26 protein-coding genes are annotated in these 25,591 nt (G+C 64.5%); 13 read left to right on the top strand and 13 right to left on the bottom strand.

The annotated features are described in order from the left end of the window. Positions 1-16 precede the first annotated feature (16 nt). Positions 17-1,921 carry a sensor domain-containing diguanylate cyclase gene (locus FXB41_RS06095; RefSeq protein ID WP_219680524.1) on the bottom strand — a complete coding sequence of 635 codons (1,905 nt, stop codon included), beginning with the start codon at positions 1,919-1,921 and terminating at the stop codon, positions 17-19. 167 nt (positions 1,922-2,088) lie between these two features. Beyond that, positions 2,089-2,310 (bottom strand): dodecin, encoded by a 222-nt coding sequence (locus tag FXB41_RS06090; protein ID WP_007597383.1) that lies wholly within the window; start codon positions 2,308-2,310, stop codon positions 2,089-2,091. 298 nt (positions 2,311-2,608) lie between these two features. Here FXB41_RS06090 and FXB41_RS06085 point away from each other — a divergent pair, with 298 nt between their 5' ends. Then, a complete protein-coding gene (locus FXB41_RS06085; RefSeq protein WP_219680521.1) occupies positions 2,609-3,610 on the top strand; it encodes a glycoside hydrolase family 16 protein in 1,002 nt (333 codons plus the stop codon). A 74-nt stretch (positions 3,611-3,684) separates the two neighbouring features. On the opposite strand, the gene FXB41_RS06080 is transcribed toward FXB41_RS06085, so the two are convergent. The 8 genes from FXB41_RS06080 to FXB41_RS06045 form a co-directional block, all read right to left on the bottom strand. Beyond that, on the bottom strand, positions 3,685-4,242 hold the full coding sequence (locus FXB41_RS06080) for an HNH endonuclease (protein WP_007597381.1): 558 nt from the start codon (positions 4,240-4,242) through the stop codon (positions 3,685-3,687). Between the two features lie 213 nt (positions 4,243-4,455). After that, positions 4,456-5,433, bottom strand: a complete 978-nt coding sequence (locus FXB41_RS06075) for a peptidyl-alpha-hydroxyglycine alpha-amidating lyase family protein (RefSeq protein WP_219680518.1) — start codon at positions 5,431-5,433, stop codon at positions 4,456-4,458. A 132-nt stretch (positions 5,434-5,565) separates the two neighbouring features. Next, positions 5,566-7,341, bottom strand: coding sequence for an NAD(P)/FAD-dependent oxidoreductase (locus tag FXB41_RS06070; protein WP_219680515.1), 1,776 nt, complete (start codon positions 7,339-7,341; stop codon positions 5,566-5,568). Positions 7,342-7,592: 251 nt separating this feature from the next. Beyond that, entirely contained in the window at positions 7,593-8,222 is a 630-nt protein-coding gene (locus tag FXB41_RS06065; RefSeq protein WP_007597374.1) for a general stress protein, read from the bottom strand. 12 nt (positions 8,223-8,234) lie between these two features. Next, the gene (locus FXB41_RS06060; protein ID WP_219680512.1) at positions 8,235-8,555 is read right to left on the bottom strand and encodes a hypothetical protein; all 321 of its coding nucleotides are present in this window, start codon (positions 8,553-8,555) and stop codon (positions 8,235-8,237) included. A gap of 177 nt (positions 8,556-8,732) precedes the next feature. After that, positions 8,733-10,241 (bottom strand): acyl-CoA synthetase, encoded by a 1,509-nt coding sequence (locus tag FXB41_RS06055; RefSeq protein ID WP_219680510.1) that lies wholly within the window; start codon positions 10,239-10,241, stop codon positions 8,733-8,735. Positions 10,242-10,263: 22 nt separating this feature from the next. Beyond that, on the bottom strand, positions 10,264-11,448 hold the full coding sequence (locus FXB41_RS06050; protein WP_007597363.1) for an ABC transporter substrate-binding protein: 1,185 nt from the start codon (positions 11,446-11,448) through the stop codon (positions 10,264-10,266). 33 nt (positions 11,449-11,481) lie between these two features. Next, positions 11,482-12,456 carry an NAD(P)H-dependent flavin oxidoreductase gene (locus FXB41_RS06045; RefSeq protein ID WP_219680506.1) on the bottom strand — a complete coding sequence of 325 codons (975 nt, stop codon included), beginning with the start codon at positions 12,454-12,456 and terminating at the stop codon, positions 11,482-11,484. A 176-nt stretch (positions 12,457-12,632) separates the two neighbouring features. On the opposite strand from FXB41_RS06045, the gene FXB41_RS06040 reads away from it, so the two are divergent. Then, positions 12,633-13,520 carry a LysR family transcriptional regulator gene (locus FXB41_RS06040; protein WP_219680503.1) on the top strand — a complete coding sequence of 296 codons (888 nt, stop codon included), beginning with the start codon at positions 12,633-12,635 and terminating at the stop codon, positions 13,518-13,520. On the opposite strand, the gene FXB41_RS06035 is transcribed toward FXB41_RS06040, so the two are convergent. Beyond that, positions 13,517-14,170, bottom strand: a complete 654-nt coding sequence (locus FXB41_RS06035) for a DNA-3-methyladenine glycosylase family protein (protein WP_219680501.1) — start codon at positions 14,168-14,170, stop codon at positions 13,517-13,519. The two genes, FXB41_RS06040 and FXB41_RS06035, sit on opposite strands and share 4 nt — an antisense overlap. 111 nt (positions 14,171-14,281) lie before the next feature. Between FXB41_RS06035 and gluQRS the strand changes: the two genes are divergently transcribed. Both gluQRS and FXB41_RS06025 read left to right on the top strand, forming a co-directional pair. Then, entirely contained in the window at positions 14,282-15,154 is an 873-nt protein-coding gene (gene gluQRS, locus FXB41_RS06030; protein WP_219680500.1) for a tRNA glutamyl-Q(34) synthetase GluQRS, read from the top strand. 104 nt (positions 15,155-15,258) lie between these two features. After that, entirely contained in the window at positions 15,259-16,554 is a 1,296-nt protein-coding gene (locus tag FXB41_RS06025; protein WP_219680497.1) for an ATP-binding protein, read from the top strand. Here FXB41_RS06025 and FXB41_RS06020 read toward each other — a convergent pair. Then, the gene (locus FXB41_RS06020) at positions 16,481-17,374 is read right to left on the bottom strand and encodes a YihY/virulence factor BrkB family protein (RefSeq protein ID WP_219680494.1); all 894 of its coding nucleotides are present in this window, start codon (positions 17,372-17,374) and stop codon (positions 16,481-16,483) included. The genes FXB41_RS06025 and FXB41_RS06020 overlap by 74 nt on opposite strands. Before the next feature lie 282 nt (positions 17,375-17,656). On the opposite strand from FXB41_RS06020, the gene FXB41_RS06015 reads away from it, so the two are divergent. The 6 genes from FXB41_RS06015 to FXB41_RS05990 all read left to right on the top strand — a co-directional run bounded on the left by FXB41_RS06015 (position 17,657) and on the right by FXB41_RS05990 (position 21,658). Next, a complete protein-coding gene (locus FXB41_RS06015) occupies positions 17,657-17,851 on the top strand; it encodes a twin transmembrane helix small protein (protein WP_035974492.1) in 195 nt (64 codons plus the stop codon). A 1-nt stretch (position 17,852) separates the two neighbouring features. After that, the gene (locus tag FXB41_RS06010; RefSeq protein ID WP_007597347.1) at positions 17,853-18,425 is read left to right on the top strand and encodes a cob(I)yrinic acid a,c-diamide adenosyltransferase; all 573 of its coding nucleotides are present in this window, start codon (positions 17,853-17,855) and stop codon (positions 18,423-18,425) included. Between the two features lie 124 nt (positions 18,426-18,549). Beyond that, a complete protein-coding gene (locus FXB41_RS06005; RefSeq protein WP_007597346.1) occupies positions 18,550-19,299 on the top strand; it encodes an electron transfer flavoprotein subunit beta/FixA family protein in 750 nt (249 codons plus the stop codon). Continuing rightward, positions 19,299-20,243, top strand: coding sequence for an electron transfer flavoprotein subunit alpha/FixB family protein (locus tag FXB41_RS06000; RefSeq protein WP_007597340.1), 945 nt, complete (start codon positions 19,299-19,301; stop codon positions 20,241-20,243). Before FXB41_RS06005 ends, FXB41_RS06000 begins: the two co-directional genes overlap by 1 nt. A 192-nt stretch (positions 20,244-20,435) precedes the next feature. Next, entirely contained in the window at positions 20,436-21,317 is an 882-nt protein-coding gene (locus FXB41_RS05995) for a 3-hydroxybutyryl-CoA dehydrogenase (RefSeq protein WP_007597339.1), read from the top strand. A gap of 146 nt (positions 21,318-21,463) precedes the next feature. Beyond that, on the top strand, positions 21,464-21,658 hold the full coding sequence (locus tag FXB41_RS05990) for a putative motility protein (protein ID WP_007597338.1): 195 nt from the start codon (positions 21,464-21,466) through the stop codon (positions 21,656-21,658). A 10-nt stretch (positions 21,659-21,668) separates the two neighbouring features. Here the strand turns inward: FXB41_RS05990 and tlpA are convergent, their stop codons facing one another. Next, positions 21,669-22,358: a thiol:disulfide interchange protein TlpA gene (tlpA, locus tag FXB41_RS05985; protein WP_219680491.1), complete on the bottom strand. Its 690-nt coding sequence runs from the start codon at positions 22,356-22,358 to the stop codon at positions 21,669-21,671. A gap of 106 nt (positions 22,359-22,464) precedes the next feature. Here tlpA and argH point away from each other — a divergent pair, with 106 nt between their 5' ends. The 3 genes from argH to lysA all read left to right on the top strand — a co-directional run bounded on the left by argH (position 22,465) and on the right by lysA (position 25,536). Beyond that, positions 22,465-23,862 carry an argininosuccinate lyase gene (gene argH, locus FXB41_RS05980; RefSeq protein ID WP_219680488.1) on the top strand — a complete coding sequence of 466 codons (1,398 nt, stop codon included), beginning with the start codon at positions 22,465-22,467 and terminating at the stop codon, positions 23,860-23,862. Between the two features lie 94 nt (positions 23,863-23,956). Then, positions 23,957-24,247, top strand: a complete 291-nt coding sequence (gene lptM / locus FXB41_RS05975) for an LPS translocon maturation chaperone LptM (protein ID WP_007597331.1) — start codon at positions 23,957-23,959, stop codon at positions 24,245-24,247. 23 nt (positions 24,248-24,270) lie between these two features. Further along, complete coding sequence (gene lysA, locus FXB41_RS05970) at positions 24,271-25,536, top strand: diaminopimelate decarboxylase (RefSeq protein WP_219680485.1); 1,266 nt, start codon at positions 24,271-24,273, stop codon at positions 25,534-25,536. Positions 25,537-25,591 lie beyond the last annotated feature (55 nt).

Raw genomic sequence — 25,591 nt, 5'->3', positions numbered from 1 at the left:
GGCAACGGTCGATCCGTCACGCGCTCCTGGCGGGCCAGGGGACGACCTGTCCCGACATCACCAGCCGGTCACGGCCGTTGTCCTTGGCGGCGTACAGCGCGCGGTCGGCGGCGGCGACCAGCGTGCTGCAGTCCGTCGTGGTTTGGGATGGAAGGCTCGTCGCGCCGCCAATGCTTGCAGTCACCAGGCGGGAGGGGGGACTTTGCGCATGCAGCATGGCGAGATCTTGCAGGGCCTGGCGAATCCCATCGCCGACCTCGGCGCAGCCCTCGGGACCGGTGTTCGGCAACAGCACGGCGAATTCTTCGCCACCATAGCGCGCCGCGAGATCGGCCGGGCGCTTGGTGTGCGCTGATAGGATCCGGGCCAGCGCGCGCAGGCATCCGTCACCCGCCAGATGGCCATATTGGTCGTTGAATTTCTTGAAATGATCGACATCGATCAACAGGAGCGAGAGCTGCGAGCCGTCGCGCCGGGCCCGCGCCCATTCATCAGCGAGGCGCTCGTCGAATGCGCGTCGATTGGCGAGCCCGGTGAGGCCGTCGGTCGTCGCAAGCGAGGCGAGCTTGTCCTGAAGGTCCTTCTGCTCGGTCATGTCGCGCACCACCGCGACGACGCCGTCGATCTCGCCGCTGTCCGATGCCAGGGTCACGTGCAACGCCGCCTCCGCCCAGATCTCGCCCTTGTCGCGATGACGCTGGCGATAGACGAACCGCGCCTCCTCGGCCTCGCCATTCTTAAGCGCGGCGATGGCCTGCTCAACCCGCTCGATGTCGTCGGCGTGAATGCCGGCCAGGGCCGAGGTGGCCAGCAGTTCGTCAGAGGACCAGCCCGTGATGCGTACGCAGGAGGGGGAAACGTAGAGCAGCCGGTTGTCGAGCCCGATCCGGGTCACCATGTCGCTGGATTGCTCGGCCAACAGGCGGAAGTTTGCTTCGTTGACGACGAGGGCCTGGGCCATGCGCTGCCGCTGCACGAGTTGACGGACCAGGTAGAAGCCAATCACCGCGATCAGCAGCACGAGGCCTAGGACGAAGGTGCTGCGCGCAGCCGCGGCTTGCCGCCAGGGCGCCAGCACGTCGTCCCGCGACTTGCTCGCCAACACCATCAGGGGATAGCGGCTGCTGCGTTGGTAATAGCTCAGCCGCTGGACGCCATCGAGCGGCGACTTGAAGTAGTAGACTGCTGCGGCGGGACGGCTTTCCCATCCCTTGAATAAGGGCGCATTGGACAGGTCGCGTCCGACAAAGGCGCCGCTCTCGTCGCGGCTGCGCGCCAGCATGATGCCGCTATCGTTGAGCAGCGATGCCGAGCCGTTCGTACCGATGTCAAACCGCTCGTAGAACGTAACGAAATAGCTGACGTCGATCGTGAGCAGGGCAACGCCGGCGAAGCCGCCGTCCGCATCGTTGATCCGGCGGGACGCGGTGACGACCCATTGGCCCCCGGCTCGGCTCTTCACGGGCGATCCGATCAACGTGCCCATCTCGGGCGAGTCACGATGACGCTGGAAATATTCGCGGTCGCTGTTGTTGAGCTTGGAGAAATCGAGGTGCTCGGTCGTAGCCAGCCACTGCCCGGTCGCGTCATAAACGAAGATGCCGCGGATGCGGTCCGATGATTTCCGTGTCGGCAGATAGGCCTGAAGCTTGGTGATCGTGTCCGGACCCGTCCCGTCGAGTTCGAGCCGATGGACCAGGCCTACGAGGATCGTATCAACGAGTTCGAACGTGTCGTCCGCGTGCTGGATCAGCGAATGCGCCAGATTGGCGACATCGATCTCGGCGTTCCTGAGTTCGGCGTTGCGGGTTTCCCATTCGCGCCAGCCGCTCAAGCCGAGGATGGCGAAGCAGGTCAGGATGACGAAACCCGCCGCCCAGAGCGGAAGGCGCGTCTTTCCGAGTTCTCGGCCCGTGGTCATCAGGCTTGCTCCATTTCGGCGCAAACCTCTCACTTTGGCCTTAACGGGCTGTTGCAACATCCGCGCGGATTGTGCGCTTCCGGTCGGAACAGTCCTCGACAACTGACGGGCTATTGTCGAGCTAACCAGGCTGGCCTCAGGTGTCGGCTTCGCCCGGGCTTTCTGCCTCACTCATCCAGCGTGAAGCCGACGCGTAGCGTCACCTGGTAGTGGCGCACGGCGCCCTTCTCGATATGGCCGCGCGTTTGCACCACCTCGAACCATTTCATCTCGCGAACGGTCTTGGCGGCACGGCTGACCGCGTTCTTGATCGCATCCTCGATCGAGGTCTCGGACGATCCGACCAGTTCCAGGATCTTGTAGACGTGATCCGTCTCGCTTGTGGCCATGACTATTCTCCCCTCGTGCTGTGGCGGGACCGGGATATGTCTGTCGCGGACAACTGGCGCCCGCGCGACATCCGGCCTCAACTCTGAACGGATGCCGGCGCTCCGAGTTCCGTCCCCGGCAGGAGCCTGCCGCTCGCCTTCCGCGCCCTAGGCGTCCCATTTTGTAAGTGCACGAAAATCTGGATCGCGTGTGCAAGCGGCGCTCCCGAATTGGCGCGCGGTCGCGGGCCTGCTCTTGCCCGTCCCGACATGAGCGAGCTAACCTCAGCCTTTCCTCTGGCATCTTCGAAGTGCGGTGATGATGGAGCGTTTGACGAGGGGCGCTCTGGCTGCGATCGGTCTCTGCATTGTGCCTGCGCCGGGCATCGCGCAGGACGATCTCGATGCTGCCCCGGTGAGCATGTCGCTGCAGGTCACGACTGATCCCTCCACCATCGAGTGCCGCCGGCTGGAGACGGTCAATCCGGCCTCGCTGGTCTTCTTGCCGCTGCGCCGGACCTTCAACGAGGATTTTGACGAGCATCCGCTGGCGAACGGACGCTGGGTGTCGCACTACGCCGGTGGTGCGGCCTGGCCGGAGGCGCGCTACTGGGGCGGCGACGGCTCCGACTTCAAGCGCAAGACCAGCGCCAATGGCGAGCAACAGATCTATGTCGATCCGCGCTACGCCGGGCGCGCCTTGGCGCCGCTCGGGCTCGATCCGTTCAAGGTCAAGGACGGCGTGCTGTCGATCGTCGCCAGCCGTACGCCGCCGGGGTTAAAGCCGGTGCTGTTCAACAACGAGTACATCTCCGGGATCCTCACGACCCAGGGCACGTTCGCGCAGAAGCACGGCTATTTCGAGATCCGCGCCAAGGTGCCGGTCGGACACGCGGTGTGGCCGGCGTTCTGGATGCTGGCGGATGACGGCGGCTGGCCGCCGGAGGTCGACGTGCTGGAAGGCCGCGGCGAAAAGCCGGGTGATCTCGTGATGACGACGCATTGGCGGATTCCCTCGACCCAGAAGATCCAGTCCTGCGGCTTCGACTTCGCGGTCGGCGACGCTTCGAGCGCATTCCACACTTACGGTGTGCTGTGGGAGGAGGATCGCCTGGTCTATTTCATCGACCGCAGGCCGGTGTCCGACATCAAGGTGCCGATCGGATTCGACGATCCCATGTACATGATCGTCAATCTCGCGATCGGATCGAAATTCTTTCTCGGGGTCGGACCTGTCGACGCGGAGTCGCCGCCTACCGTCGCATTCGAGATCGACCGGATTTCCGTCTACCAGATCGATTTGGAGCAGGCGCGCAGATAGCGAAGCTCGCTGATCTGTCCCGGCGTTGAGCGGCGCGAGTCAACGATGGACTGCCGCGGGCCTGCACGCCGACGCTACGGATCCAGCTCCGTATCCCAGTAGAGATAGTCCAGCCAGCTGTCGTGCAGATAGTTCGGTGGGAACAGCCGGCCGTTGCGGTGGAGCTGGTGCACCGTCGGCGCGAACGCGTGCTGGCGTGGAAACATCTTGGCCTGCACCGGCGTCAGATTACCTTTGCGCAGATTGCAGGGCGAGCACGCCGCGACCACGTTCTCCCAGGTGGTCTGGCCGCCTTTGCTGCGCGGGATGATGTGGTCGAAGGTGAGGTCTTCGGGCGAGCCGCAATATTGGCAGGCGAAACGATCGCGCAGGAAGACGTTAAATCGGGTGAAGGCAGGGTGCGTGGTCGGCTTGACGAACGATTTGAGCGAGACGACGCTCGGCAGCTGCATTTGCAGCGTGGGACTATGGACCGCCTGATCGTAATGCGCGACGATGTTGACGCGGTCGAGGAATACCGCCTTGATCGCGTCCTGCCACGACCACAAAGACAGTGGGTAGTAACTCAGCGGCCGGAAGTCCGCATTCAGCACCAACACCGGCCAATGGCCTTGCGAGACATGTGCGTTCAAGTAACGCTCCTGGCCTCCAATGTACGCTGCGAAGCAGCACGTACTGACATACTACATGCAGCGTGACGGGATTGTGAAGCCCGTTGAGCGACTTATTCCGGCACAAGCAATGCGGCCGGGGGGTGGCAAACCGCGCAAAACACCGTGATTTCCAGGTCCGAGGCTATGGAGGCCGCGCCGTCCTGACAGCGCGACGGGGATGTGCCGAGGCAGCTACTCCCGCACCCGCTCCAGCTTCTGCAAGCACCGCGTCGCGCGCAGCACGGCCGGCATCTCCTCGTCCGGAAAGCTGGTCTTCCAGTCGGTGACGCCGACCTCGCCGACATAGATGTCACCCTTCGAATCCAGCGCGATGCCGTGCGGTGCCAGGAATTTCCCGCTGGCAACGCCCGGGCCTGACTCGCCGCCGAGCCGCGCGATGCGGTTACCCTTGGCGTCCACGATCGACAACCGCGGGCCGAGATTGGGCACCTTGCGGTTGACGGCCAGGCCAGGGCCGAGTTCCCCGATGACGAAGGTCGGGCTCTTAGCCCCACCGCAACAGCACAGCGCACAGGGGCGGTGCAGATTGTTCCACTGCGTCTCGTACCTGCCGTTGCCGTCGAACACCTGCACGCGGTGGTTCTCGCGGTCGGCGACATAGACAAAGCCGTCTGCGTCGGTGGCGATGTTGTGCACGATGTTGAACTGGCCGGGATCGGTGCCGGGCTCGCCCCAGCTTGTCATCAGTGTGCCATCGGGCGTGAACTTGTGCACGCGCGCATTGCCATAGCCGTCGGAGACGTAGATTTCGCCCTTCGGCGACAGTGCAGTGTGGGTACAGCGGTGGAACGGATCGCCGCTCATGAACGGCGACGGTTTTTCGGGGATGCCGATCGTCAGCAGCACCTTGCCGTCGGTGGTGCACTTGCGCACGGTGTGGTCGCCGTCATCGGTGCAATAGAGATTGTCGTCGGCATCGATATGCAGGCCATGGGCGCGCGAGAACAGGCCTTCGCCCCAACTGCGCAAGAAATTGCCGTCGCGGTCCAGCACCACCATCGGATGGGCCCCGCGGTTGAAGACGTAGACGCGGTCCTTGCTGTCGACTGCGACCGAGGCGACGTCGGTGAGCTGCCATCCGTCCGGCAGCTTTGCGAAGTTCTCAACGACGCGGTAGCGGTGCTCGCCGGTGCCGAGAATGGCTGGCATGGGTGTTCTCCTCTTATTCGTATCGGCGATGCGCGATCGTCTCCACACTGTCATTGCGAGCGCAGCGAAGCAATCCAGACTGTCTCTGCGGAAAGATTCTGGATTGCTTCGCTGCGCTCGCAATGACGAGGCTTAAGCCGTGCCCGCCTCACGCCCCAAAATCCCTTCCTCGATCGCCTTGATCTGCAGCGCGAGATATTTCGAGTTGATCCGGCATTGTGCGAGGCTGCCGGCGATGAACCAGAGGCCGGGTTGCCTGGTGCGCGCATACATGTTGCGCAGCTCGAGGCCGTCGCCAAAACCCCAGATCGGGCCGACTCGCTCGGCGACGCGGCCGCCGAACAGTTTCCGCACCAGATATTCCTGCGTCTTGTAACCGGTCGAGAGCACGATCAATTCGGCCGAAAGGCTTGCGCCGTCCTTCATCCGGACGCCCTCGGTGACGAAGCCCTCGATGTCGGAAAACTGCCTGAGCTTGATCGCACCCTCGACGATGAGGTTGGAGCAGCCGACATTGAAATAATAGCCGCCGCCACGGGTGAGATATTTGAACTGCCAACCGGTGCCGGCCTCGCCGAAATCGAGTTTGAAGCCGACGCGCCGCAATCCGTCGAGCAGCTCCTTGTCGAGCTCCTTCGACTGCTCCGTCAGCATCACATGGGTCTTCTTCGCCAGCGGCGTCGGCATCGAGGTGGCGATCAGATCATTGTCCTCGAGCGTGCCCTCATTGTAGGTCGCATAAGCGAGTTGGGCCGACGGCTCGATATTGGTGACGAGCGTAGGTGAACGCTGCACCAGCGTCACGTCGGCGCCACTGGAGTGAAGATCCTGCGCGATATCGTGACCGCTATTGCCGGTGCCGATGACGATGGCGCGTTTGCCCGTCCAGCTCTCGCCGTCCTCGTAGCGGCTCGAATGCAGCAGCGTGCCCTTGAAGTTTTCGAGGGTCGGAATAACAGGCACATTGGCGATGCCGCTGACGCCGGTTGCCATCACCACATGGCGGGGGTGCATGATACGCTCACTGCCGGCGGTGTGCCGCAGTGTGACCGTCCAGTGGCCTTTCGCATCGTCGTAGGCGCCGCCCTCGAATTCGGTGCCGGTCCAGAAGTTCAGCTCCATCGCGTCGACGTAAGCTTCGAACCAGTTGGCGAGCTTGTCCTTGGGGATATAGGTCGGCCAGCTCGGCGGAAACGGCATGTAGGGCAAATGATTGACCTGCACCTGGTTGTGCAGGGTCAGCGCGTGATAGCGCTTGCGCCAATTGTCCCCGATCCGTGCCTCGCGATCGACGATCAGTGTGTCGATCTTCAACTGCTTCAGCCGCGCCGCAATTGCGAGCCCGGCCTGGCCGCCGCCGACCACCAGCACGGTGGGATCGCGATCGGTGTAGTCGCGCGAGGCGCTGCGCAGGTCGAGCCAGTTCGGTCCACGGAAGTCGCGTGAATAGGCCTGGCCGCGCGGCCGCGAGGTGCCGAGCTGCTCCTCGAAGCCCTTAAGCTCGTCGAGCGCGGTGAGGAGCGTCCACGCTTTCAGGCGGTCGCCGTCGTTGGCGTCGGGCACAAGCCTGACGATGCCGCTGCCGCGCCCCAGTGCGGTTTCGAAATTGAAGATCGCTTCGATATTGTTGGTCCCGGCACGCGTCACCCAGCGCGGTGGCGGGCGGTTCGGCGCGATCTTGAAGCTGCCCGGCGCGACCTTTGCGGCGAGCGTTGTCAGCTCCCGCTCGATCGAGCCGCCGCCGGCGATCGTTTGCAGGTTCCAGCTGAATGCCAGCGCGTCGCGCCAATAGCAGTCGGCGAGGAACAGACGATCCAGCCCAGCGCCATCGGGTGCGCCAAGCGTGCGCTCAAATTCATCGAGCCAGGCTTGCGCGGATGCGGCAATATCCTTCGTCCTGTCCAGCATGCGCGACCTCGTGCCGTCTTCGCGGCGTTTCCTCTAGGGTCGAAAGCTATACTGTTTCGCAGACGGCCAATAGCCGATTACCCGAGCAGTGAGAACATGTGCCCCTGCTTCAGCGGAATGCACCCGTTGAGAGAGACCTGCGGCACCCTCGTGGTTTCAAGGAGGGGCACGCGAAAAAGGCTCCACCTTGGTGGAGCCTCCCTCGCGCTCTTGGGATTCACAGCCGCTCGCGTAGCGGCGAGCGAACATCCCTACCTACCCCGCATCCCAGTGCCGTACAGCTCGCGCTCACGGCCGATATCGTCAGGAGACAGCGGTGGGCTTGCGGCATCGAAGCCATTCCAGCCGGACTTCTGCCAGGCGGTGCTCCGTTCCTGCAGGTTCACGGCCTTCTCGTGCAGAAGGGCATCGAGACGCGTGCGGTCCTGGTCGGGTACCCGGGCCGATACCAGCGTTCCGCCACGACGGACGCCTTCCGCGTAGCGCGACGCATCATCCTTGGAGACGCCGGCTTCGGTCAGCGCGCCAACGATGCCGCCCGTCGCGGCGCCGGCCGCGGCACCAACTGCGGTCGAAGCCAGCCATCCGGCGGCAACTACCGGTCCGAGCCCCGGAATGGCCAGCAAGCCGAGTCCTGCAAGCAGGCCCGCCGCGCTGCCGATTCCAGCGCCGATGCCGGCACCCGTGCCGGCGCCTTCGGCGCGATCGTCGACGCCGTCGCGATCGCGGTCGACCTTGGCGGTGGAGGAGCCGTACCAATTATCGGAATTGTTCGCGACGATGCTGATGTCGGAGTGCGGCACGCCCGCGGCCTCCAGACGCCTGACCGCACGTTCCGCATCCGGATAGGTGTCATAGAGTCGAGAAATGGTGGTGGTCATGTTTGATCCTCCTTACTTGGCGGGGTTCACGTTGCCCTGGAAGTCGACGCTCACGTCCGCCTTGGTCCCGGCCTTGTCGGCCTTGCCGCGCCAGACGCCATTGTCGTCCTTTTGCAGGCCGGAAACATTGGAATAGCCCGCGCCCTCGATCTTCGACTTCGCCTGTCCCTCGGTGAAGCTGTTGCGGCCTGCAACCGGTGCGTTGGAGTTGTTGTGATCAGAGCTGTTGACGGCGTTGTTGCCCGGGCCGCTTTGTGCCTTTTGCGACTGTGCGCTTACGGGCATTGATCCGAGCAGCAGGACAGCTGCAGCGAGCGAAACTAGACGTGACATAGTTTATCCTCCGGCAGTGATTGTGCCGGTCGACAACAGACGAGATTCGAATTGGTTGCTCTGCCATTTGCGACGGAAGCGCGGGTCTTCAAACTGGTCGATATTGAAGAGGCCCAGGAACGATTGCCACTCGTTCCCGTTTATACCGTCGCGCTCTCTCGGACGCGTCGCCTGCTTTCACGCCGCCCAATAGGGCTCCCGCAGTTTGCGCTTGAAAATCTTTCCCGTTGCCTCGCGCGGCAGAGCGTCGCGGAATTCGACGTCCTTTGGCACCTTGAAATTGGCAAGCCGCTCGCGCAGGAACGATCGGACAGCGTCGGCCGAGAGCTCGGCATCGGATTCAGGCTCGACAAAGGCGCACAGCCGTTCGCCGAATTCCGCGTCCGGGATGCCGAACACGGCACAGTCGCGCACGCCGGGCATTCCGATCAGCACGTTCTCGATCTCCGCGGGATAGATGTTGACGCCGCCGGAGATCACCATGTCGCGCTTGCGGTCGCACAGGAACAGATAGCCGTCCGCGTCGAGGTAACCGACGTCGCCGACGCTGACGAGGCCGTCACGACCGGCCTCGGCCCGTGCCTGCGACCTGCCGTGATAGTCGAAATCGGGCACTGCCGTCTGGCGCATGTAGATTTCGCCGACTTCGTTGGCACCGCACTGGCTGCCGTCATCGCGGAAGATCCTGACGATGCCGCCTTCGATGGCGCGGCCGACCGTGCCGGGCTTCTTCAGGGCTTCCTCGGCCGAGTGCCACACCGGGATCCCGGTCTCCGTCGAGCCGAAATATTCGTTGATGACCGGTCCCCACCAGTCGATCATAGCGCGCTTGACGTCTGGCGGGCAGGGCGCGGCGCCGTGCACGACGAAACGCAGGGACGACAGGTCGTAACGTTGCCTGACCGCTTCGGGCAACCGCAGCAGCCGGACGAACATGGTCGGTACCATGTGAATGTGCGTGACGCGGTGGCGCTCGATCAGCGCCAGCAGCTCCTCGGGATCGAACCGCGCCTGGAGGATGATGGTGCAACCGCTGCGGAACGCCAGCATGCCGTAGGAATGCGGCGCCGAGTGATACATCGGCCCGTTGATCAGCACGATTTGGTCTTCCCGCGGCTTGATGCCGTAGGCGATCCCGCCCACACGTTCCGAGGCGGCCGCCTGTTCGGGCTGTATCGGCATGCGCCGCACGCCCTTCGGCATGCCCGTTGTCCCCGATGTGTAGATCATTGCTGCCGCGCGCCGCGGCGGCTCCTGCGCTTGCGGATGGTCGTCGCGCCAGCGGTCCCAATCGGTCAGTCCCACCGGGATCTCGGTCAGCTCCCGAGGGATCGAGAAGGTCGCTGCGGGTTCGGGCGGGGTCGCGACGACCAGGAGAAGGACATCGGCAGGTATGCCTTCACGGATCTGCGGCAGCAAATCGGCATGGCAGACCAGGATCTTCGCCCCGCTGTCGGCCAGAATGTAACGGACCTCCTCGGCTTTCAGATGCCAGTTGATCGGCACCACCGGACTGCCCAGCGCGGCGGAGGCCGCAACCACCTCGAAGAGGGCGAAATCGTTGCGTAGCATCATCGCGACCGGCGCGGCCTCGGCAAGCCCCAGGGCGCGGAAGCCGCTCATCGCCCGCTTGATCCGGGCCCGAATGTCGTCGTAGCTGATCTGGCGTTCGCCGCTGATGATCATGGCGTCTCCTCATTCCGCTCGTCTAGCGATCATCCAGCACGTCGCCGAAGCTGACCCAGCTCTTGCCATTGAAGCGCCGGAGCTGAAGCTGCTGGAACGGCAGATAGTCGTCGGGGCCGGTCGCAACAGCCATTCCCGGCAGCAGCAGCGGCAACGTCACGTCCTTCAACGAGGCCGCCTGGCGCATGATGTTGTCGCGGCTGATATCATCCTTGCACGCCTTCAGCACCGTCATCAGCAGCGTGGCATAGTGATAGCCCGCGGCGTAGTTGGAGTTGGAGAGGTCCGCGGTCGGCATGTAGCGCTTCATGAAGGCGAAGTATTCCTTCACGCCGGGATCGTCGGCCCATTGCGGATCCATCGTGTCCTTCTGGTTGCTCGACGAGATCAGACCAACGGCGTTGTCGAGGCCCGCCGGCTCCAGAAACGAGATCGACGACGCCGAGGTCGGCACGAAGAACAGCTCCGGCTTCCAGCCGATCTCGGCCACGCCCTTGACCATCTGCGAGGTGAACTTGCCGAGCACGACGCCGAACAGCACGTTGGCGCCTGACGCCTTCAGCGTCGAGAGCTGCGAACTGATCGTCGGCGCGCTGGTCTCGTAGCTCGCCTCCGCGATGATCATGCTTGCGGCCTTGGGCCCGAGCGCTCGCTTGAACCCCGCCACATAATCGCGGCCGAAATCATCGTTCTGCGACAGGATCGCGATCTTGGCGTCGGGCTTGGCCTGCAAAATATATTTGGCGTAGACCACGCCCTCGGATTCGTAGGCCGCCATGCCCGGCATCGTCCACGGGTTCTTCTGTGGATCGGCCCATTTGGTGGCGCCGGAGAGCACGAATAGCTGCGGCACCTTCTTGGCGTTGAGATAGCGCTGCACGGCGCTATTGGTGGCGGTGCCGAGCGAGCCGAACATCATCAGCACCTCCTCTTGCTCCACCAGCTTGCGGGTCTGCTCGACGGTCTTCGGCGGCGAATATGCGTCGTCCAGCGTGATGAACTTGACCTTGCGGCCGTTGATGCCACCTTCGGCATTGACCTTCTCGAAGAACGCTTCCTGCGTCCGTCCGATCGCGCCGAAGCCAGAGGCCGGACCGCTGTAGGGCAGGGTCTGCCCGATGCGGATCTCGTCGCTGCCTTCGGCGTGGGCGCTGCCGCCAGCGAGCGTCAGCAGCGACATGCCGATCAGTGCGGCTGCGAGCTTCATGGTGTCCTCCCGTTTTATTGTCGGTCCGAGACGTCAGGCGCTGACGCGCATCAGAAAATCCTGTCGGGCCTGGTCGAATTCCTGTTTCATCCGGTCGACGAGCTCGGCGACCGGCGGCGCGTCGGCGATCTGGCCGATACCCTGGCCGGAGCCCCAGATGTCGCGCCACGCCTTGGACTTCATGTTGCCGCCGGAGCCGAAGTTCATCTTCGTCTTGTCGGCGGCCGGCAGATTGTCCGGATCGAGCCCGGCCGCGGCGATCGAAGGGCCGAGATAGTTGCCGTGCACGCCGGTGAAGAGGTTGGTGTAGACGATGTCGTGCGCAGCGTGCTGGGTCAGGGCGGATTTGTAGGCTTCGTCAGCGTTGGCTTCCTTCGTCGCGATGAAGCGCGTGCCCATATAGGCGAGGTCGGCGCCCAGTGTCAGCGCGGAAGCGATTGCGAATCCGTCGCTGATTGCGCCCGACAGCAGGATCGCGCCGTCGAACCATTGCTTGACCTCACGTACCAGCGCGAAAGGCGAGAGCGTTCCTGCATGTCCTCCAGCGCCTGCGCAGACCAGAATCAGGCCGTCGACGCCTTGCTCGGCGGCCTTGCGCGCGTGCTTGACGTTGACGACGTCGTGGAAAACGAGGCCGCCGTAGGAATGCGCGGCCTCGACGAGTTCGGCGGGCGGCCGTAGCGAGGTGATGATGATGGGCGCCCTGTGCTTCACACAGGTCTCCATGTCCTTCGTCAGCCGGTCGTTGGAGGCGTGGCAGATCTGGTTGACGGCGTAGGGCGCGACCTTCTTGCCGGGATTGCGCGACTTGTATTCGCCGAGTTCGTCCTCGATGCGGTTCAGCCACTCGTCGAGCTTTTCCACCGGACGGGCATTGAGCGCCGGAAACGAGCCGACGACACCGGCCTTGCACTGGGCGATCACCAGCTCGGGACCGGAGACGAGGAAGAGCGGAGAGCCGACCACGGGCAGCTCGAGCGAATCCTTCAAGAGAGCGGGCAGCGCCATGATGTCCTCCCGGAAACGCAGCCCGCCGGCAGGCGGATGACGAGGCGTTTCCCTGTTGGTCGTCGCGGGCGAGTTGCCGCCCATGTTTCATTTGACGCCATTATAGGGGTTGGAGTGCGGCCTCCGATCGTTCAATATTGAACGGACGACTATTCAGATTTGAACAGAGGCCGCTTATGGACTGGGACCTTTGCAAGACCTTCGTCGCCGTAGCCGAAACCGGCAGCTTCACCGGCGCGGCACGCCGGCTGCACAGCAGCCATCCCACCGTCAGTCGCAAGATCGCGGCGCTGGAAGCCCAGCTCGGCACCAGGCTGGTGGCACGCGCCGCCGACGGCCTGGCGCTGACCGCGGATGGACGGACATTGCGCGAGCACGCCGAGGCGATGGCGGCGGCCGCGCTGCGGGCGGAGACGGCAGTCTCGGCCGGAGGGCATAAGGCGCGCGGGACCGTCAAGCTGTCGATCGGGGCGACGCTGGCGTCGCATTGGCTGATGCCGTGCCTGCCTGCTTTCCTGCGCGCGCATGATCACGTCCAGCTCGAGATCATCACCCATCCGTTTCCGGCGAGCGTGCGCCGGCGCGAGGCGGACGTGGTGCTGCGGCCCTTCGACAGCGGCGAGGAAAATCTGGTCGGCCGCAAGATCGGCCGTCTCGGCACCGGGTTCTACGCCTCGCGGGACTACGCCGGCGGGCGGTCCTTGCCGGAACGGCGCGGCGAGTGGAAGGGGCACAGCGTCATCGGTTTCGCCGACCAGACCTCCAACATCCAGCTTGCGCGCTGGAGCGACGTCGTCACGCGTCAGGCCGGGGTGGTGATGCGCTGCTCGTCGCAGGGCGACATGCTGGCGGCGGTCCGCGCCGGACTCGGAATCTCCGCCCTGTCGTGCTTTGTCGCCGAAAGTTATCCCGATCTCGTGCGCGTCGCGCCGCAGAAGCTCGCCAGCGTGGCGGACCTGTGGCTGCTGGCCCATCCCGACCTCGTCGAGCTGCCGGCGGTGCGGGCCGTGGTCGACTTCGTCGCCGATTGCGCCCGGACCGATCGCGTTAGGCTGCGGGGCTAAGCTGATCCGGCGAGCACGCCTTCGCGTTTTTTCACCGCGCGATAATAGCTCCACCACAGATGCGCCGCCGCACCACGCAGGGGACGCCAGGGTTCGGCGAGCGGCGCCATCTGCTTCTCCGTCGGCCGCGCCTGCAAGCCGAGCCCGATGCGGATGCCTTCCTGGACGGCGAGATCGCCGGCCGGCCAGGCGTCGCCATGGCCGAGGCAGAACAGCAGATAGACGTCCGCAGTCCAGGGTCCGATGCCGGGCAGTGCGATCAGCGTGTGATGCGCGGCATCGGCATCTTCTTCGGCGAGCACGTCGAGGTTCAGCCGCTGTGCGGTGATCTCGCGCGCGAGATGTTTCAGCGTCTTGATCTTGGCTGCGGACAGGCCGAGCCGCCCCAGCCGGTCGGTGCGGGCGCGGCGGACCGCGTCATGGTCGAATGGATCGAAAGCCGCCGACAGCCGCCCCCAGATCGCCGCGGCGCTGGCTGTGGAGAGCTGCTGCCCGCAGACGATATGGGCAAGCCCCGCAAAGCCCGGCTCGCGCCGCCGCAACGCCGGCATGCCGGCGATTGCGAGCACGGGCTTGAGGCGCGGATCGCGCTTGACCAGCGAGTGGACGGCTTCTTCGAGGTCGGACTGGGTCTCGAGGTGGATGGTCATCGCTTGCTCAACTTGTCATGCGCGGGCTTGACCCGCGCATCCATCTCCTATCGTAACAGAGTGTTGGAGATGGATGATCGGGTAAGTCCGGCCATGACGAGATTTGTGCATATGTCGCCACCCGTTTTCCGATTTGCCCCCAGTCCGAACGGCTACCTGCATCTCGGCCACGCCTATTCAGCGCTGTTGAATTCCGACCGCGCGCGAGAGACTGGCGGGCGGTTGCTGCTCCGCATTGAGGACATCGACGCGACGCGTTGCCGGCCGGAATATGAGACTGCGATCTACGAAGACCTCGCCTGGCTCGGCATTGCCTGGGAGACGCCGGTGCGGCGGCAGTCGGAGCATCTCGACGCGTATCGCGCGGCACTGGACAGGCTCTCGGCGCTCGGCCTGGTCTATCCCGCCTTCGAAAGCCGCGCCGAGATCGCAAGGCAGGTTGCGGCGCGTGAAGCGGATGGGCCGTGGCCGCGCGATCCCGATGGCGCGCCGCTCTATCCCGGCGCCGCCAGATCGCTGTTCGCCAACGAGCGTGACCGCCTCATCGACACCGGCGCGCCTTATGCGCTTCGGCTCGACGTGGCGGCCGCCTGCCGCCGCGCCGCCGGCCTGAGCTGGAACGAACTGGGCGTGGGGCCCGATGGTGAGCGTGGCGTCGTCCCGGCGCGGCCAGAAGCCTGGGGGGACGTCATTCTGGCCCGCAAGGAGACGCCGACCAGCTACCATCTGTCCGTCGTTGTCGACGATGCGCTCCAGGACGTCAGCGAGATCGTGCGGGGCCAGGACCTGTTCCACGCCACTTCGGTCCACCGTCTGCTTCAGGTTCTGCTCCGCCTGCCCGAACCCGTCTACCGTCACCATGGGCTACTTCGTGACGAGGCCGGCCGGAAGCTGTCGAAATCAACCAGCTCGACCGGCCTACGTGAATTGCGCGCTGCCGGCGCCATGCCGGCCGGTATCCGCCAGCTGGTGGGATTAGGTTAAGTTTCTCTGGGGGTTAGCCAAACGCCGCCGTGACTCCGGGTGTTCCGCCGTGCCATGCTCACCTCACGGTCCGGGTTCGAAGGGGGATACTTCGAAGGGGAGTTATGGCGGCGAAAACGCGCGGAGCGCGCACTACGGGGACGTCCAAGCGAGTGGCTCGGAAGCGCTCCGGGCCGACCGCCCGGTTGCGCAAGCGCAGCATCAAGCGGGCCGAGCCGGACGTCGTCCAGGCCGCGCTTGCCGCCTTCGCCCATGAGGTCCGCACCCCCCTGACCGGCATTCTCGCGATCAGCGACTTGCTCGCGACTTCGGATCTCGGCGAACGGGAAAGACGCTGGGCCGACACGATCAAGGCCGGTGCCGAGCATCTGGCGAACCTTGCCACCCTGTTCGTCGATGCCGCCAGAACCGGCAAGGGGACCGGCAAAAGCGTCGGAGGTGGAAGCTCGCTGCGGCAGGATTTGTTCGACCTGCGGACCCTCGCCCGCAACGCCGGCGATTCGCTGGCCGGTCGCGCCGCGGCCAAGGGTCTCCAGGCCGAGGTCGATATCTCGGAGAAGCTGCCGGGGCTGGTGGTCGGGGATCCCGTCCGCCTGCGCGCCGCGCTCGAGAACCTGATCGACAATGCCGTGAAATTCACCGAGCACGGCGGCGTGGCGCTCACGGTCGCGCCTTGGCGTTCCGTCAAGAGCAAGACCAAGAGCAAAGGCAAAGCAAAGGGCAAAGGCAGCGTCGGTGTCGCCTTCGCCGTGTCCGACAGCGGCATCGGCCTCACCATGGCCGAGATCAAGCGCTTGTTCCGGCCGTTTACCCAAGCCAATGTCACCATTGCCTCGCGCTTTGGCGGCGCCGGCCTGGGTCTGTCGTCGGTGAAGCAACTGGCGCGCGCGATGGGCGGCGACATCACGGTCGCCCCTCGGCCCGGCGGCGGCGCCACCTTCACGTTGACGATGTCGGTGTGTGCCACGGGATCGGGCAAGTCCCGCAAGTCGAAGGGCGAAGCCGAGATGGATGCGGTCCCGGCGCTGCGCTTGCTCAGCGTCGAGGACAATCCGTTCGGCCGCGTCGTGCTCAACACCATCCTGACCGAGCTCGGTCATCATGCCGAGTTCATCGGGCGCGGCGAGGACGCGGTGAACCGGCTCGCGCAGGGCGCCTTCGACGCGGTGCTGATGGATATGGTGCTGCCGGGCATTAATGGCGTCGAGGCGATCAGGCGGATCCGCACCATGGCGACGCCGCTGGCTCAGATCCCCATCATCGGGGTGTCAGGTCGCGGCGAAGACGAAGTCGCCTCACGCGAGGCCGGCGCCGACGCCTTTCTGGTCAAGCCTGTGTCTCCGCGGGCGCTAGCGACTGCGCTGCTTGCAGCGACACGCCGTGAGGAAGCCGCGACTTGATGATCGCGGCGTTGAGCTCGCCGCCGAAAACGAAGATCGCGGCGATGAAGTACAGGAACACCAGCGCGATAATCACCGAGGCGAGCCCCGCATACATCGTCACGTAATTGTTGGCGAAGCGCGCGAGGTACTGGCCGAACACGATGCCCGAGATCAGCGACGCCACGATGGTGAAGACGATGCCGGGCAGGATCTGGAGGAACCGGCGCCGTCCCGCCGGCAGCCAGGTATGCAGGATGATCAGCGCCACCACCAACGCGGCGACGGTGATGCCGTAGCGCAGCCAGGTGAGGATCCTCTCGTTGGATTCAACGAACAGCGGAATGTGCGCACGCGCGGCCTCGATGAGCAGCGGCCCGAGCACGATCAGGAATGCCATGGCGAGCGCGGTGAAGGCCGCAATCAGCGTGTAGGCGATCGATTCCAGCCGTAGCCAGTACCAGGGCCGCATCTCCACCACCGCATAGGCGCGGTTGAGCGCGACCCGTAGCGCCTCGACGCCGTTGGAGGCGAAGTAGACCGACAGCACCGCACCGATGGTGAATAGGCCGGTGCGGGTCGTGGTCAGCACGTCGTGGACTTCCCCCGAGATCGAATCCGCGACCTGCTTGGGCCAGACCTGAAGCATCAGGCTTGCGGCCTGATCGGCGAGTTCCTTGGAGCCGAAGAAGCCGGCGAGCGATGTCAGGACGATCAGGAACGGGAATAGCGCCATCAGCGTCGACAGCGCGATATGGCTCGCGATCGCCCAGCCGTCATCGGCGAGGAACGTGTAGAACGCGTCCATTACGACAAGGTAGATGGTGCGGACGGCTTTCACGGCTGGCTCTGTCCTGCTCCCTCTCCCCGCCTGCCGGGAGAGGGTTGGGGTGAGGGGGGCTCTCCGCGGGGACGGTGACCGTTGAGCTCGTGGAGATTCTCCCTCACCCGTAAGCCGCGCTGCGCGCGCATTGCGGCCTCTCCCCACAAGCGGGGAGAGGCGAAGAAGACAGACGACGCGCGCAAATCGGAGATCATCCAGCTAGCTTCTGATATTATTGACTTAAAAGCCAGATCGGGAACGCCATGGCGGACCGGCGCGCAGGGTGTTATCTACCCTCGAATGGCATCTCTCCTGAGTACTTTTATCCTGCCGATTGCGGCCGGCGCCGTGGCGTTGGTGCTGCTGCTCGGCCTCATCAACATGATGCGCGGCGGCTCGCCCAATACTTCGCAGAAGCTGATGCGCTGGCGCGTGCTGCTTCAGTTCGTGGCGATCGTCATCGCGATGGTCGCCGTGTGGGCGATGGGGCGTTAACATGGTCGTGCTCAACCGCATCTATACGAAAACCGGTGACGACGGCACGACAGCGCTCGGCTCGGGCGAACGCCGGCCGAAATGCGATCTGCGCATCGAGGCCTATGGCACGGTCGACGAGACCAATGCTGCGATCGGCGTGGTCCGGCTTCACACCAGGGATGCGCCCGAGCTCGACGCGATGCTTGGCCGCATCCAGAACGATCTGTTCGACCTCGGCGCGGACCTCGCAGTGCCCGAACGCGAGGGCAAGGCGGAGCGGCTGCGGGTGGTGGCGAGCCAGGTCGAGCGGCTTGAGCGCGACATCGACGCGCTCAACGACAAGCTGGCTCCCCTGACCTCCTTCGTGCTGCCGGGCGGCACGCCAGCCGCCGCCTACCTCCATGTCGCCCGTACGATTTGCCGCAGGGCGGAACGTGTGATGGTGGAACTGGCGGCCCGGCCGGACGAGCCCGTTGGTGCCGCTGGCATCCAATATATGAACCGCCTGTCGGACTTCCTGTTCGTGGCGAGCCGCGCCGCCAACGATGACGGCGCCGGTGACGTGCTCTGGGTTCCGGGCCAGAACCGCTGACCCATTGGGCCGCGCATTTCTGGGCGCCAAAATTAGACCCCTTCGCGCGTTGACCGGGCCGGATCAGGCCTTTAGGTTCCGCGCCAGTTGATAACCCCCTCCCAGATTGAGTGAAAGAGGATCGATGAAGGTCTTGGTGCCGGTAAAGCGGGTGGTCGATTACAACGTCAAGGTCCGCGTCAAGAGCGATGGATCGGGTGTTGAACTCGCCAACGTCAAAATGTCCATGAACCCGTTCGACGAAATTGCGGTCGAAGAAGCGCTGCGCCTGAAGGAAGCCGGCAAGGCGACCGAAGTCGTGGTGGTCTCCATCGGACCGGCGCAGGCGTCGGAAACGATCCGCACCGGTCTCGCCATGGGCGCCGATCGCGGCATCCTGGTGAAGGCCGAGGGCGCGGTCGAGCCGCTCGCCGTCGCCAAGATCCTGAAGAAGATTGCGGACGAAGAGCAGCCGGGCCTGATCATTCTCGGCAAGCAGGCGATTGACGACGACAGCAATCAGACCGGCCAGATGCTGGCCGCGCTGCTCGGCTGGTCGCAGGCGACCTTCGCCTCGAAGCTCGAGGTTGAAGGAAGCGACTTCAAGGTCACCCGCGAAGTCGACGGCGGCTTGCAGACCGTGAAGCTGAAGGGACCGGCGATCGTGACCACCGATCTCCGTCTCAACGAGCCGCGCTACGCCTCGCTGCCCAACATCATGAAGGCCAAAAAGAAGCCGATAGCGGACAAGACCGCCGCCGATTACGGCGTCGATCTCACCGCGCGCCTAGAGGTTCTCAACACGACCGAGCCGGCGGGCCGCAAGGCGGGCGTCAAGGTCAAGGACGTCGCCGAGCTGGTGTCGAAACTCAAGAACGAAGCCGGGGTGCTCTGATGACGACGCTTCTGATTGCCGAACACGACAATGCGTCGCTCAAGGATGCGACCAACAAGGCCCTGACCGCAGCGGCCGCGCTCGGCGCGGATGTCGAGGTTCTGGTGGCCGGCGAGAATGCGAAGGCCGCGGCGGACGCGGCCGCAAAGCTTGCCGGTGTGAAGAAGGTGCTGCTCGCCGACGGCGCGCTTTACGCGCACGATCTGGCCGAGCCACTGGCCGCGCTGATCGTCTCGCTGGCTCCCGGCTACGACGCCATCGTCGCGCCCGCGACCTCGCGCTTCAAGAACGTGATGCCGCGCGTCGCGGCCCTGCTTGACGTCATGCAGGTCTCGGAAATCACCAAGGTGGTCGCCCCCGACACCTATGAGCGTCCGATCTACGCCGGCAACGCCATCCAGACGGTGAAGTCGAAGGACGCCAAGAAGGTCATTACTGTGCGCACCTCCACCTTCGCCGCAGCGGGCGAAGGCGGCAGCGCGTCGGTCGAGAGTGTCGCGGCGGCGGCCGATCCGGGCCTGTCGTCCTTTGTCGGCGAGGAAGTCGCAAAGAGCGACCGTCCCGAGCTGACCTCGGCCAAGATCATCGTCTCCGGTGGCCGCGCCATGCAGAGCCGCGAGAACTTCGCAAAGTACATCGAGCCGCTCGCCGACAAGCTCGGCGCCGGTGTCGGCGCTTCGCGTGCCGCGGTGGATGCGGGCTATGCGCCGAACGACTGGCAGGTCGGCCAGACCGGCAAGGTCGTGGCCCCCGAGCTCTATGTCGCGGTCGGCATTTCCGGCGCGATCCAGCATCTGGCCGGCATGAAGGACTCCAAGGTGATCGTCGCGATCAACAAGGACGAGGACGCGCCGATTTTCCAGGTTGCCGATTACGGCCTGGTCGCCGACCTCTATCAGGCGGTTCCGGAGCTGACCGCCGAACTCGGCAAGCTCGGCAAGTAAAACGCGCTAAAACACCGGCCGGAGCTATAAACTCCGGCCGGTGTTGCTTTTTGAGGCGTTTTCTTTGGCGTGGGACACGCCTTCGAAGCGATCCAATCTAGGTTTCGAGGCCGGGTTCTGATTAAATCGGATCTCCCGGCTCGGGGGATAGGCAGGCGCGGTTGATAGCGCGCCGTTCCGGTGGATGACATTATGGCGGCAGTAATCAAGAAGGTCGGCGTGATCGGCGCGGGGCAGATGGGCAATGGCATCGCGCATGTCGCTGCGCTGGCCGGCTTCGACGTGGTGCTCAACGATATTTCGACCGACCGCCTCAAGTCAGGCATGGCCACGATCAACGGCAATTTGACGCGCCAGGTCTCCAAGAAGGCCGTCAGCGAGGACGACAAAGCCAAGGCGATGGCGCGTATCGTGGCCGGCGAGAAGCTGGACGATCTCGCGGACTGCGATCTCGTGATCGAGACCGCGGTCGAGAAGGAAGAGGTCAAGCGCAAGATTTTCCACGACCTCTGTGCCGTGTTGAAGCCGGAGGCGATCGTTGCCTCCGATACCTCCTCGATCTCGATCACGCGGCTCGCCGCCGCCACCGACCGGCCCGAACGCTTCATCGGCATTCACTTCATGAATCCGGTGCCGTTGATGGAGCTGGTGGAGCTGATCCGCGGTATCGCCACGGACGACCAGACCTTCGAGGCGTCAAAGGAATTCGTCGGCAAGCTCGGCAAACAGGTCGCGGTCTCCGAGGATTTCCCGGCCTTCATCGTCAACCGCATCCTGCTGCCGATGATCAACGAGGCGATTTACACGCTGTACGAAGGCGTGGGCAACGTGGAGGCGATCGACGCGGCGATGAAGCTCGGGGCGCACCATCCGATGGGCCCGCTGGAGCTCGCCGATTTCATCGGTCTCGATACCTGCCTGTCGATCATGCAGGTGCTGCATGAGGGCCTCGCCGACTCCAAGTACCGCCCGTGCCCGTTGCTGGTGAAATACGTCGAGGCGGGCTGGCTCGGTCGCAAGACCCAACGCGGTTTCTATGACTATCGCGGCGCCAAGCCGGTTCCGACGAGATAAGCCGGTCTCGTGCCCCGGCTCTGCGGTGCGTCACTTCGTGCCGCCCGCGTCCGGAACACGGACAAAGCCCCCTACAGCGCTTCGTGACAATTCATGTCCCGTTAACCGCTCGCCTCTAGGTTACGCGCGGTACGAGGGTTTGCGTAATGGACATGATGGCGATGGTCAGCAGCATGCTGGCCTCTCAGCAAGGCGCGCTGCAGTCGAATATCTCGGCGACGCTGATGAAGCAGAACGCGGATGCGGAGAAATCCACCGTCCTGACGCTGCTCGGCGCCGGACAGCCCTCGCTCGCCAATGTCGGCGCCGGCGTCGGCGGCAACATCAACGTCACCGCCTAAACATCATCGCTTAGAACGACGCGGCGGCTTTGCCCGTCGCAGCCCGGATCAGCTTGAGCGCATCCTCGCTCGCCCATTCCGCCGGCCCCGCGATCGTCGCGATCTCGCAGCCTTGGGGATCGACCAGCACTGAGGTGGGCATGCCCAAGGCCCGGCCTATCGCCTTAAGATCCTGAAAAACCTTGGCTTTCTGATCGTTGAAATAGCCGAGCCTGATAAGATTGGCCTCTTTCAGGAACGCCTTGGGCTTCTCGGGGTCGCGGGTATCGATATTGATCGCCACCACCTCGAAATTCGGGCCTGACAGCTTGCCCTGGAGCTCGTCCAGCGCCGGCATCTCTTTTCGACATGGCACGCACCAGGTGGCCCAGAGGTTGACCAGCAGCGTCTTTCCGCGGAAATCCGACAGCTTCTTTGGCTTGCCGTCGGCGTCCTCGAAGGCCAGGTCCGGCAGCTTCAGCGGTGCGGTCGCCATGGTCAGCGCCGCTACCTCGCCATGGGCGAGCGGGGCGATCTTCTGTGCGGTGTTCACCGCTGCCCGGCAGGCGGGATCGCCGGATGGGGCCCGGCCCAGGCCCAGCCCGTACAGCGCGGCAAAGCCAGCCAGGCCCCCGACCACCACGGTGGCGATGACGACGGGGATCCGGCGCGTGGCCGACCGTGCTGATCTTTGGTCGAGCCTGTCATTGGGGTCGAGCATATCGTTTGTCATCCGGTCGCAGATATGGCTATCAGAGGCCTCTTAATACGGCTGGCAGCCGTCAGCAAACGTGCGGCGGCGACAGGCAAGGCGTGAGCAGGGGATCATGAGCAACAAGATGTGGGGCGGCCGGTTCTCGGAACGCCCCGACGAGATCATGGAAGAGATCAACGTCTCCATCGACGTCGATCGTCACCTCTTTGCCCAGGACATTGCCGCGTCCAAGGCCCACGCCGCGATGCTGGCCGCGCAGGGCATCATCACGGCCTCTGATGCGAAAAATATCGGCAAGGGTCTAGACACGATTTTGTCAGAGATCGGCAAGGGCGGCTTCGAATTCAAGCGCGCGCTCGAGGACATTCACATGAATGTGGAGAGCCGGCTGTCCGAGCTGATCGGCCCCGCCGCCGGCCGCCTCCACACCGCGCGCTCGCGCAACGACCAGGTCGCGACCGATTTCCGTCTCTATGTCCGCGATGTCCTCGATGAGACCGACGCCTCACTCGCCGCGTTCCAGCAGGCGCTGGTCGAGCGCGCGCTGGAGCATGCCGGGACGGTCATGCCCGGCTTCACGCACCTGCAGACCGCGCAGCCGGTGACCTTCGGCCACCATCTGCTCGCCTATGTCGAGATGGCCGCGCGCGATCGCGGCCGTTTCCAGGACGCGCGCAAGCGGCTGAACGAATCCCCGCTCGGAGCTGCGGCGCTCGCCGGTACCTCGTTCCCGATCGATCGTCACGCCACGGCGAAGGCGCTCGGTTTTGATCGTCCGATGGCCAACTCGCTCGATGCGGTCTCCGATCGCGACTTCGTGCTGGAGACGCTGTCGGCGGCCTCGATCTGCGCCGTGCACATGTCGCGCTTCGCCGAGGAGATCGTGATCTGGACCTCGCCGCTGGTCGGCATGATCCGCCTCAGCGACAAGTTCACCACGGGATCCTCGATCATGCCGCAGAAGCGCAATCCTGACGCCGCCGAGCTGGTGCGCGCCAAGACCGGCCGCGTGATCGGCGCGCTCAATGGGTTGCTGATCGTGATGAAAGGCCTGCCGCTCGCCTATCAAAAGGACATGCAGGAGGACAAGCAGGGCGCCATGGAAGGCTTCGCCGCGCTGTCGCTCGCGATCCGCGCCATGACCGGCATGGTCCGGGATCTCGTGCCTGATGAAGCGAAGATGAAGCTTGCTGCAGGCGAGGGCTACGCCACCGCGACCGATCTTGCCGACTGGCTGGTGCGGACGCTGAAGATGCCGTTCCGCGAGGCCCACCACGTCACCGGCCGCATCGTCGCGAAAGCCGCCGAGGGCGGCGTGGCGCTGCACGAGCTCCCGCTCAAGGAGATGCAGGCAATCGAAGCGAAGATCACGAAAGACGTGCTCGGCGTGCTCTCGGTCGAATCGTCGGTGAAGAGCCGGACCAGCTTCGGCGGCACCGCACCGAAGAACGTGGCATCGCAGGCCAAGGCCTGGCTGAGGCGGCTGGAAAAAGAGCGAAAATTGGGCTGAGGGGCAAAATTTCGCTTATGTTTCATGATCATCCGGGTCTCGCCAGAGCGCGCCAATCTCTGTATGGTGCGCCGCGCGTAGTGGGGATTTCGTCGTGACGTCAAAGTTTCGCCCGGCCGGCTCGGGGTGGGCCATCATTGTCTTGAGCCTGACGGCGCTCGCGCTTGCCGGCTGTGGCCGCAAGGGCCCGCTGGATCTGCCGCCGACCGCCTCCAGCGCGTCCACGGCGAACATCGCGCCACCGACCGACACCGAGACCGAAGCCGAGAGGACGCCGAGCGTGTTCAATCCCACCTATGGCGCGGACGCCGCACCGGCGGCGACCAAGGGCAAAAAGAGACCGTTCATCCTCGACCCGCTGCTGGACGAAAGACCCAGCCGATAGGCTGGGGCAACTGAGCCAACGCCATGAACCATTTTGACTATCGCAACGGCGTGCTGCACGCCGAGGCGGTGAATCTGTCCGAGCTGGCCGCAACCGTCGGCACGCCGTTCTATTGCTATTCGACCGCGACGCTCGAGCGGCACTATCGGGTTTTCACCGACGCTTTCGCCGGCGAGAAGGTGCTGGTCTGCTACGCCATGAAGGCGAATTCCAACCAGTCGGTACTGCGCACGCTGGCCAGGCTCGGCGCCGGCGCGGACGTGGTCTCCGGCGGCGAATTGAAGCGCGCGCTGGCCGCCGGCATTCCCGCCAATAAGATCCTGTTCTCCGGCGTCGGCAAGACGGAAGCCGAGCTGCGCGCCGCGCTGGCCGCCGACATCCTCTGCCTCAACGTCGAATCCGAGCCCGAGCTCGAGCTGCTGTCGCGCCTTGCGACCGAGACGGGCAAGACCGCGCGGATCTCGATCCGTGTCAATCCTGACGTCGATGCCGGCACGCATGCAAAGATCTCGACCGGCAAGTCCGAGAACAAGTTCGGCATCCCGATTACGCATGCCCGCGAGGTCTATGCCCGCGCCGCGAAGCTGCCGGGCATCGAGGTCACAGGCACCGACGTGCATATCGGCAGCCAGATCACTGACCTCTCCAAGATGGAGATCGCGTTCCGCATCCTCTCCGAATTCGTGCAGACGCTGCGCGCCGACGGCCACAACATCTCGCATGTGGATTTCGGCGGCGGCCTCGGCATTCCCTATTACATGGACCGCGAGGCGCCGCCGGCGCCCGACGCCTATGCCGCCATGATCAAGCGCGTCAGCCACAATCTCGGCTGCACGCTGATGTTCGAACCGGGCCGCATGATCGTCGGCAACGCCGGCATCCTGGTCGCCAAGGTGATCTATGTGAAGCACGGCGACGGCAAGAATTTCGTCATCATCGACGCCGCCATGAACGATCTGATCCGTCCGACGCTGTACGAGGCCCATCACGACATCCTGCCGGTGACGCAGCCTGCGAAGGGGGCCGCGACCATCATGGCCGACGTCGTCGGCCCGGTCTGCGAGACCGGCGACTACCTCGCGCTCGACCGCACGCTGCCGACGCCAAAGCCCGGCGACCTGATCGCCATCATGACCGCCGGCGCCTATGGCGCAGTGCAGGCCGGCACCTACAATACGAGGCCGCTGGTGCCCGAGGTGCTGGTGAAGGGCGACCAGTACGCGGTCGTGCGTCCGCGCATCGAGGTCGAGCAACTGATCGCGATGGATACGCCGGCGCCGTGGTTGTGAGTGTGTGATCGTCCACGATGAGCGCAGCTGCCGCTGCGCCCATCTCGGCATTGAC

This window comes from Bradyrhizobium canariense (assembly GCF_019402665.1).
Taxonomy (GTDB): Bacteria; Pseudomonadota; Alphaproteobacteria; order Rhizobiales; family Xanthobacteraceae; genus Bradyrhizobium; species Bradyrhizobium canariense.
The sequence above is the reverse complement of the archived record's forward strand: the minus strand, read 5'-3'. Positions and strand labels throughout refer to the sequence as shown.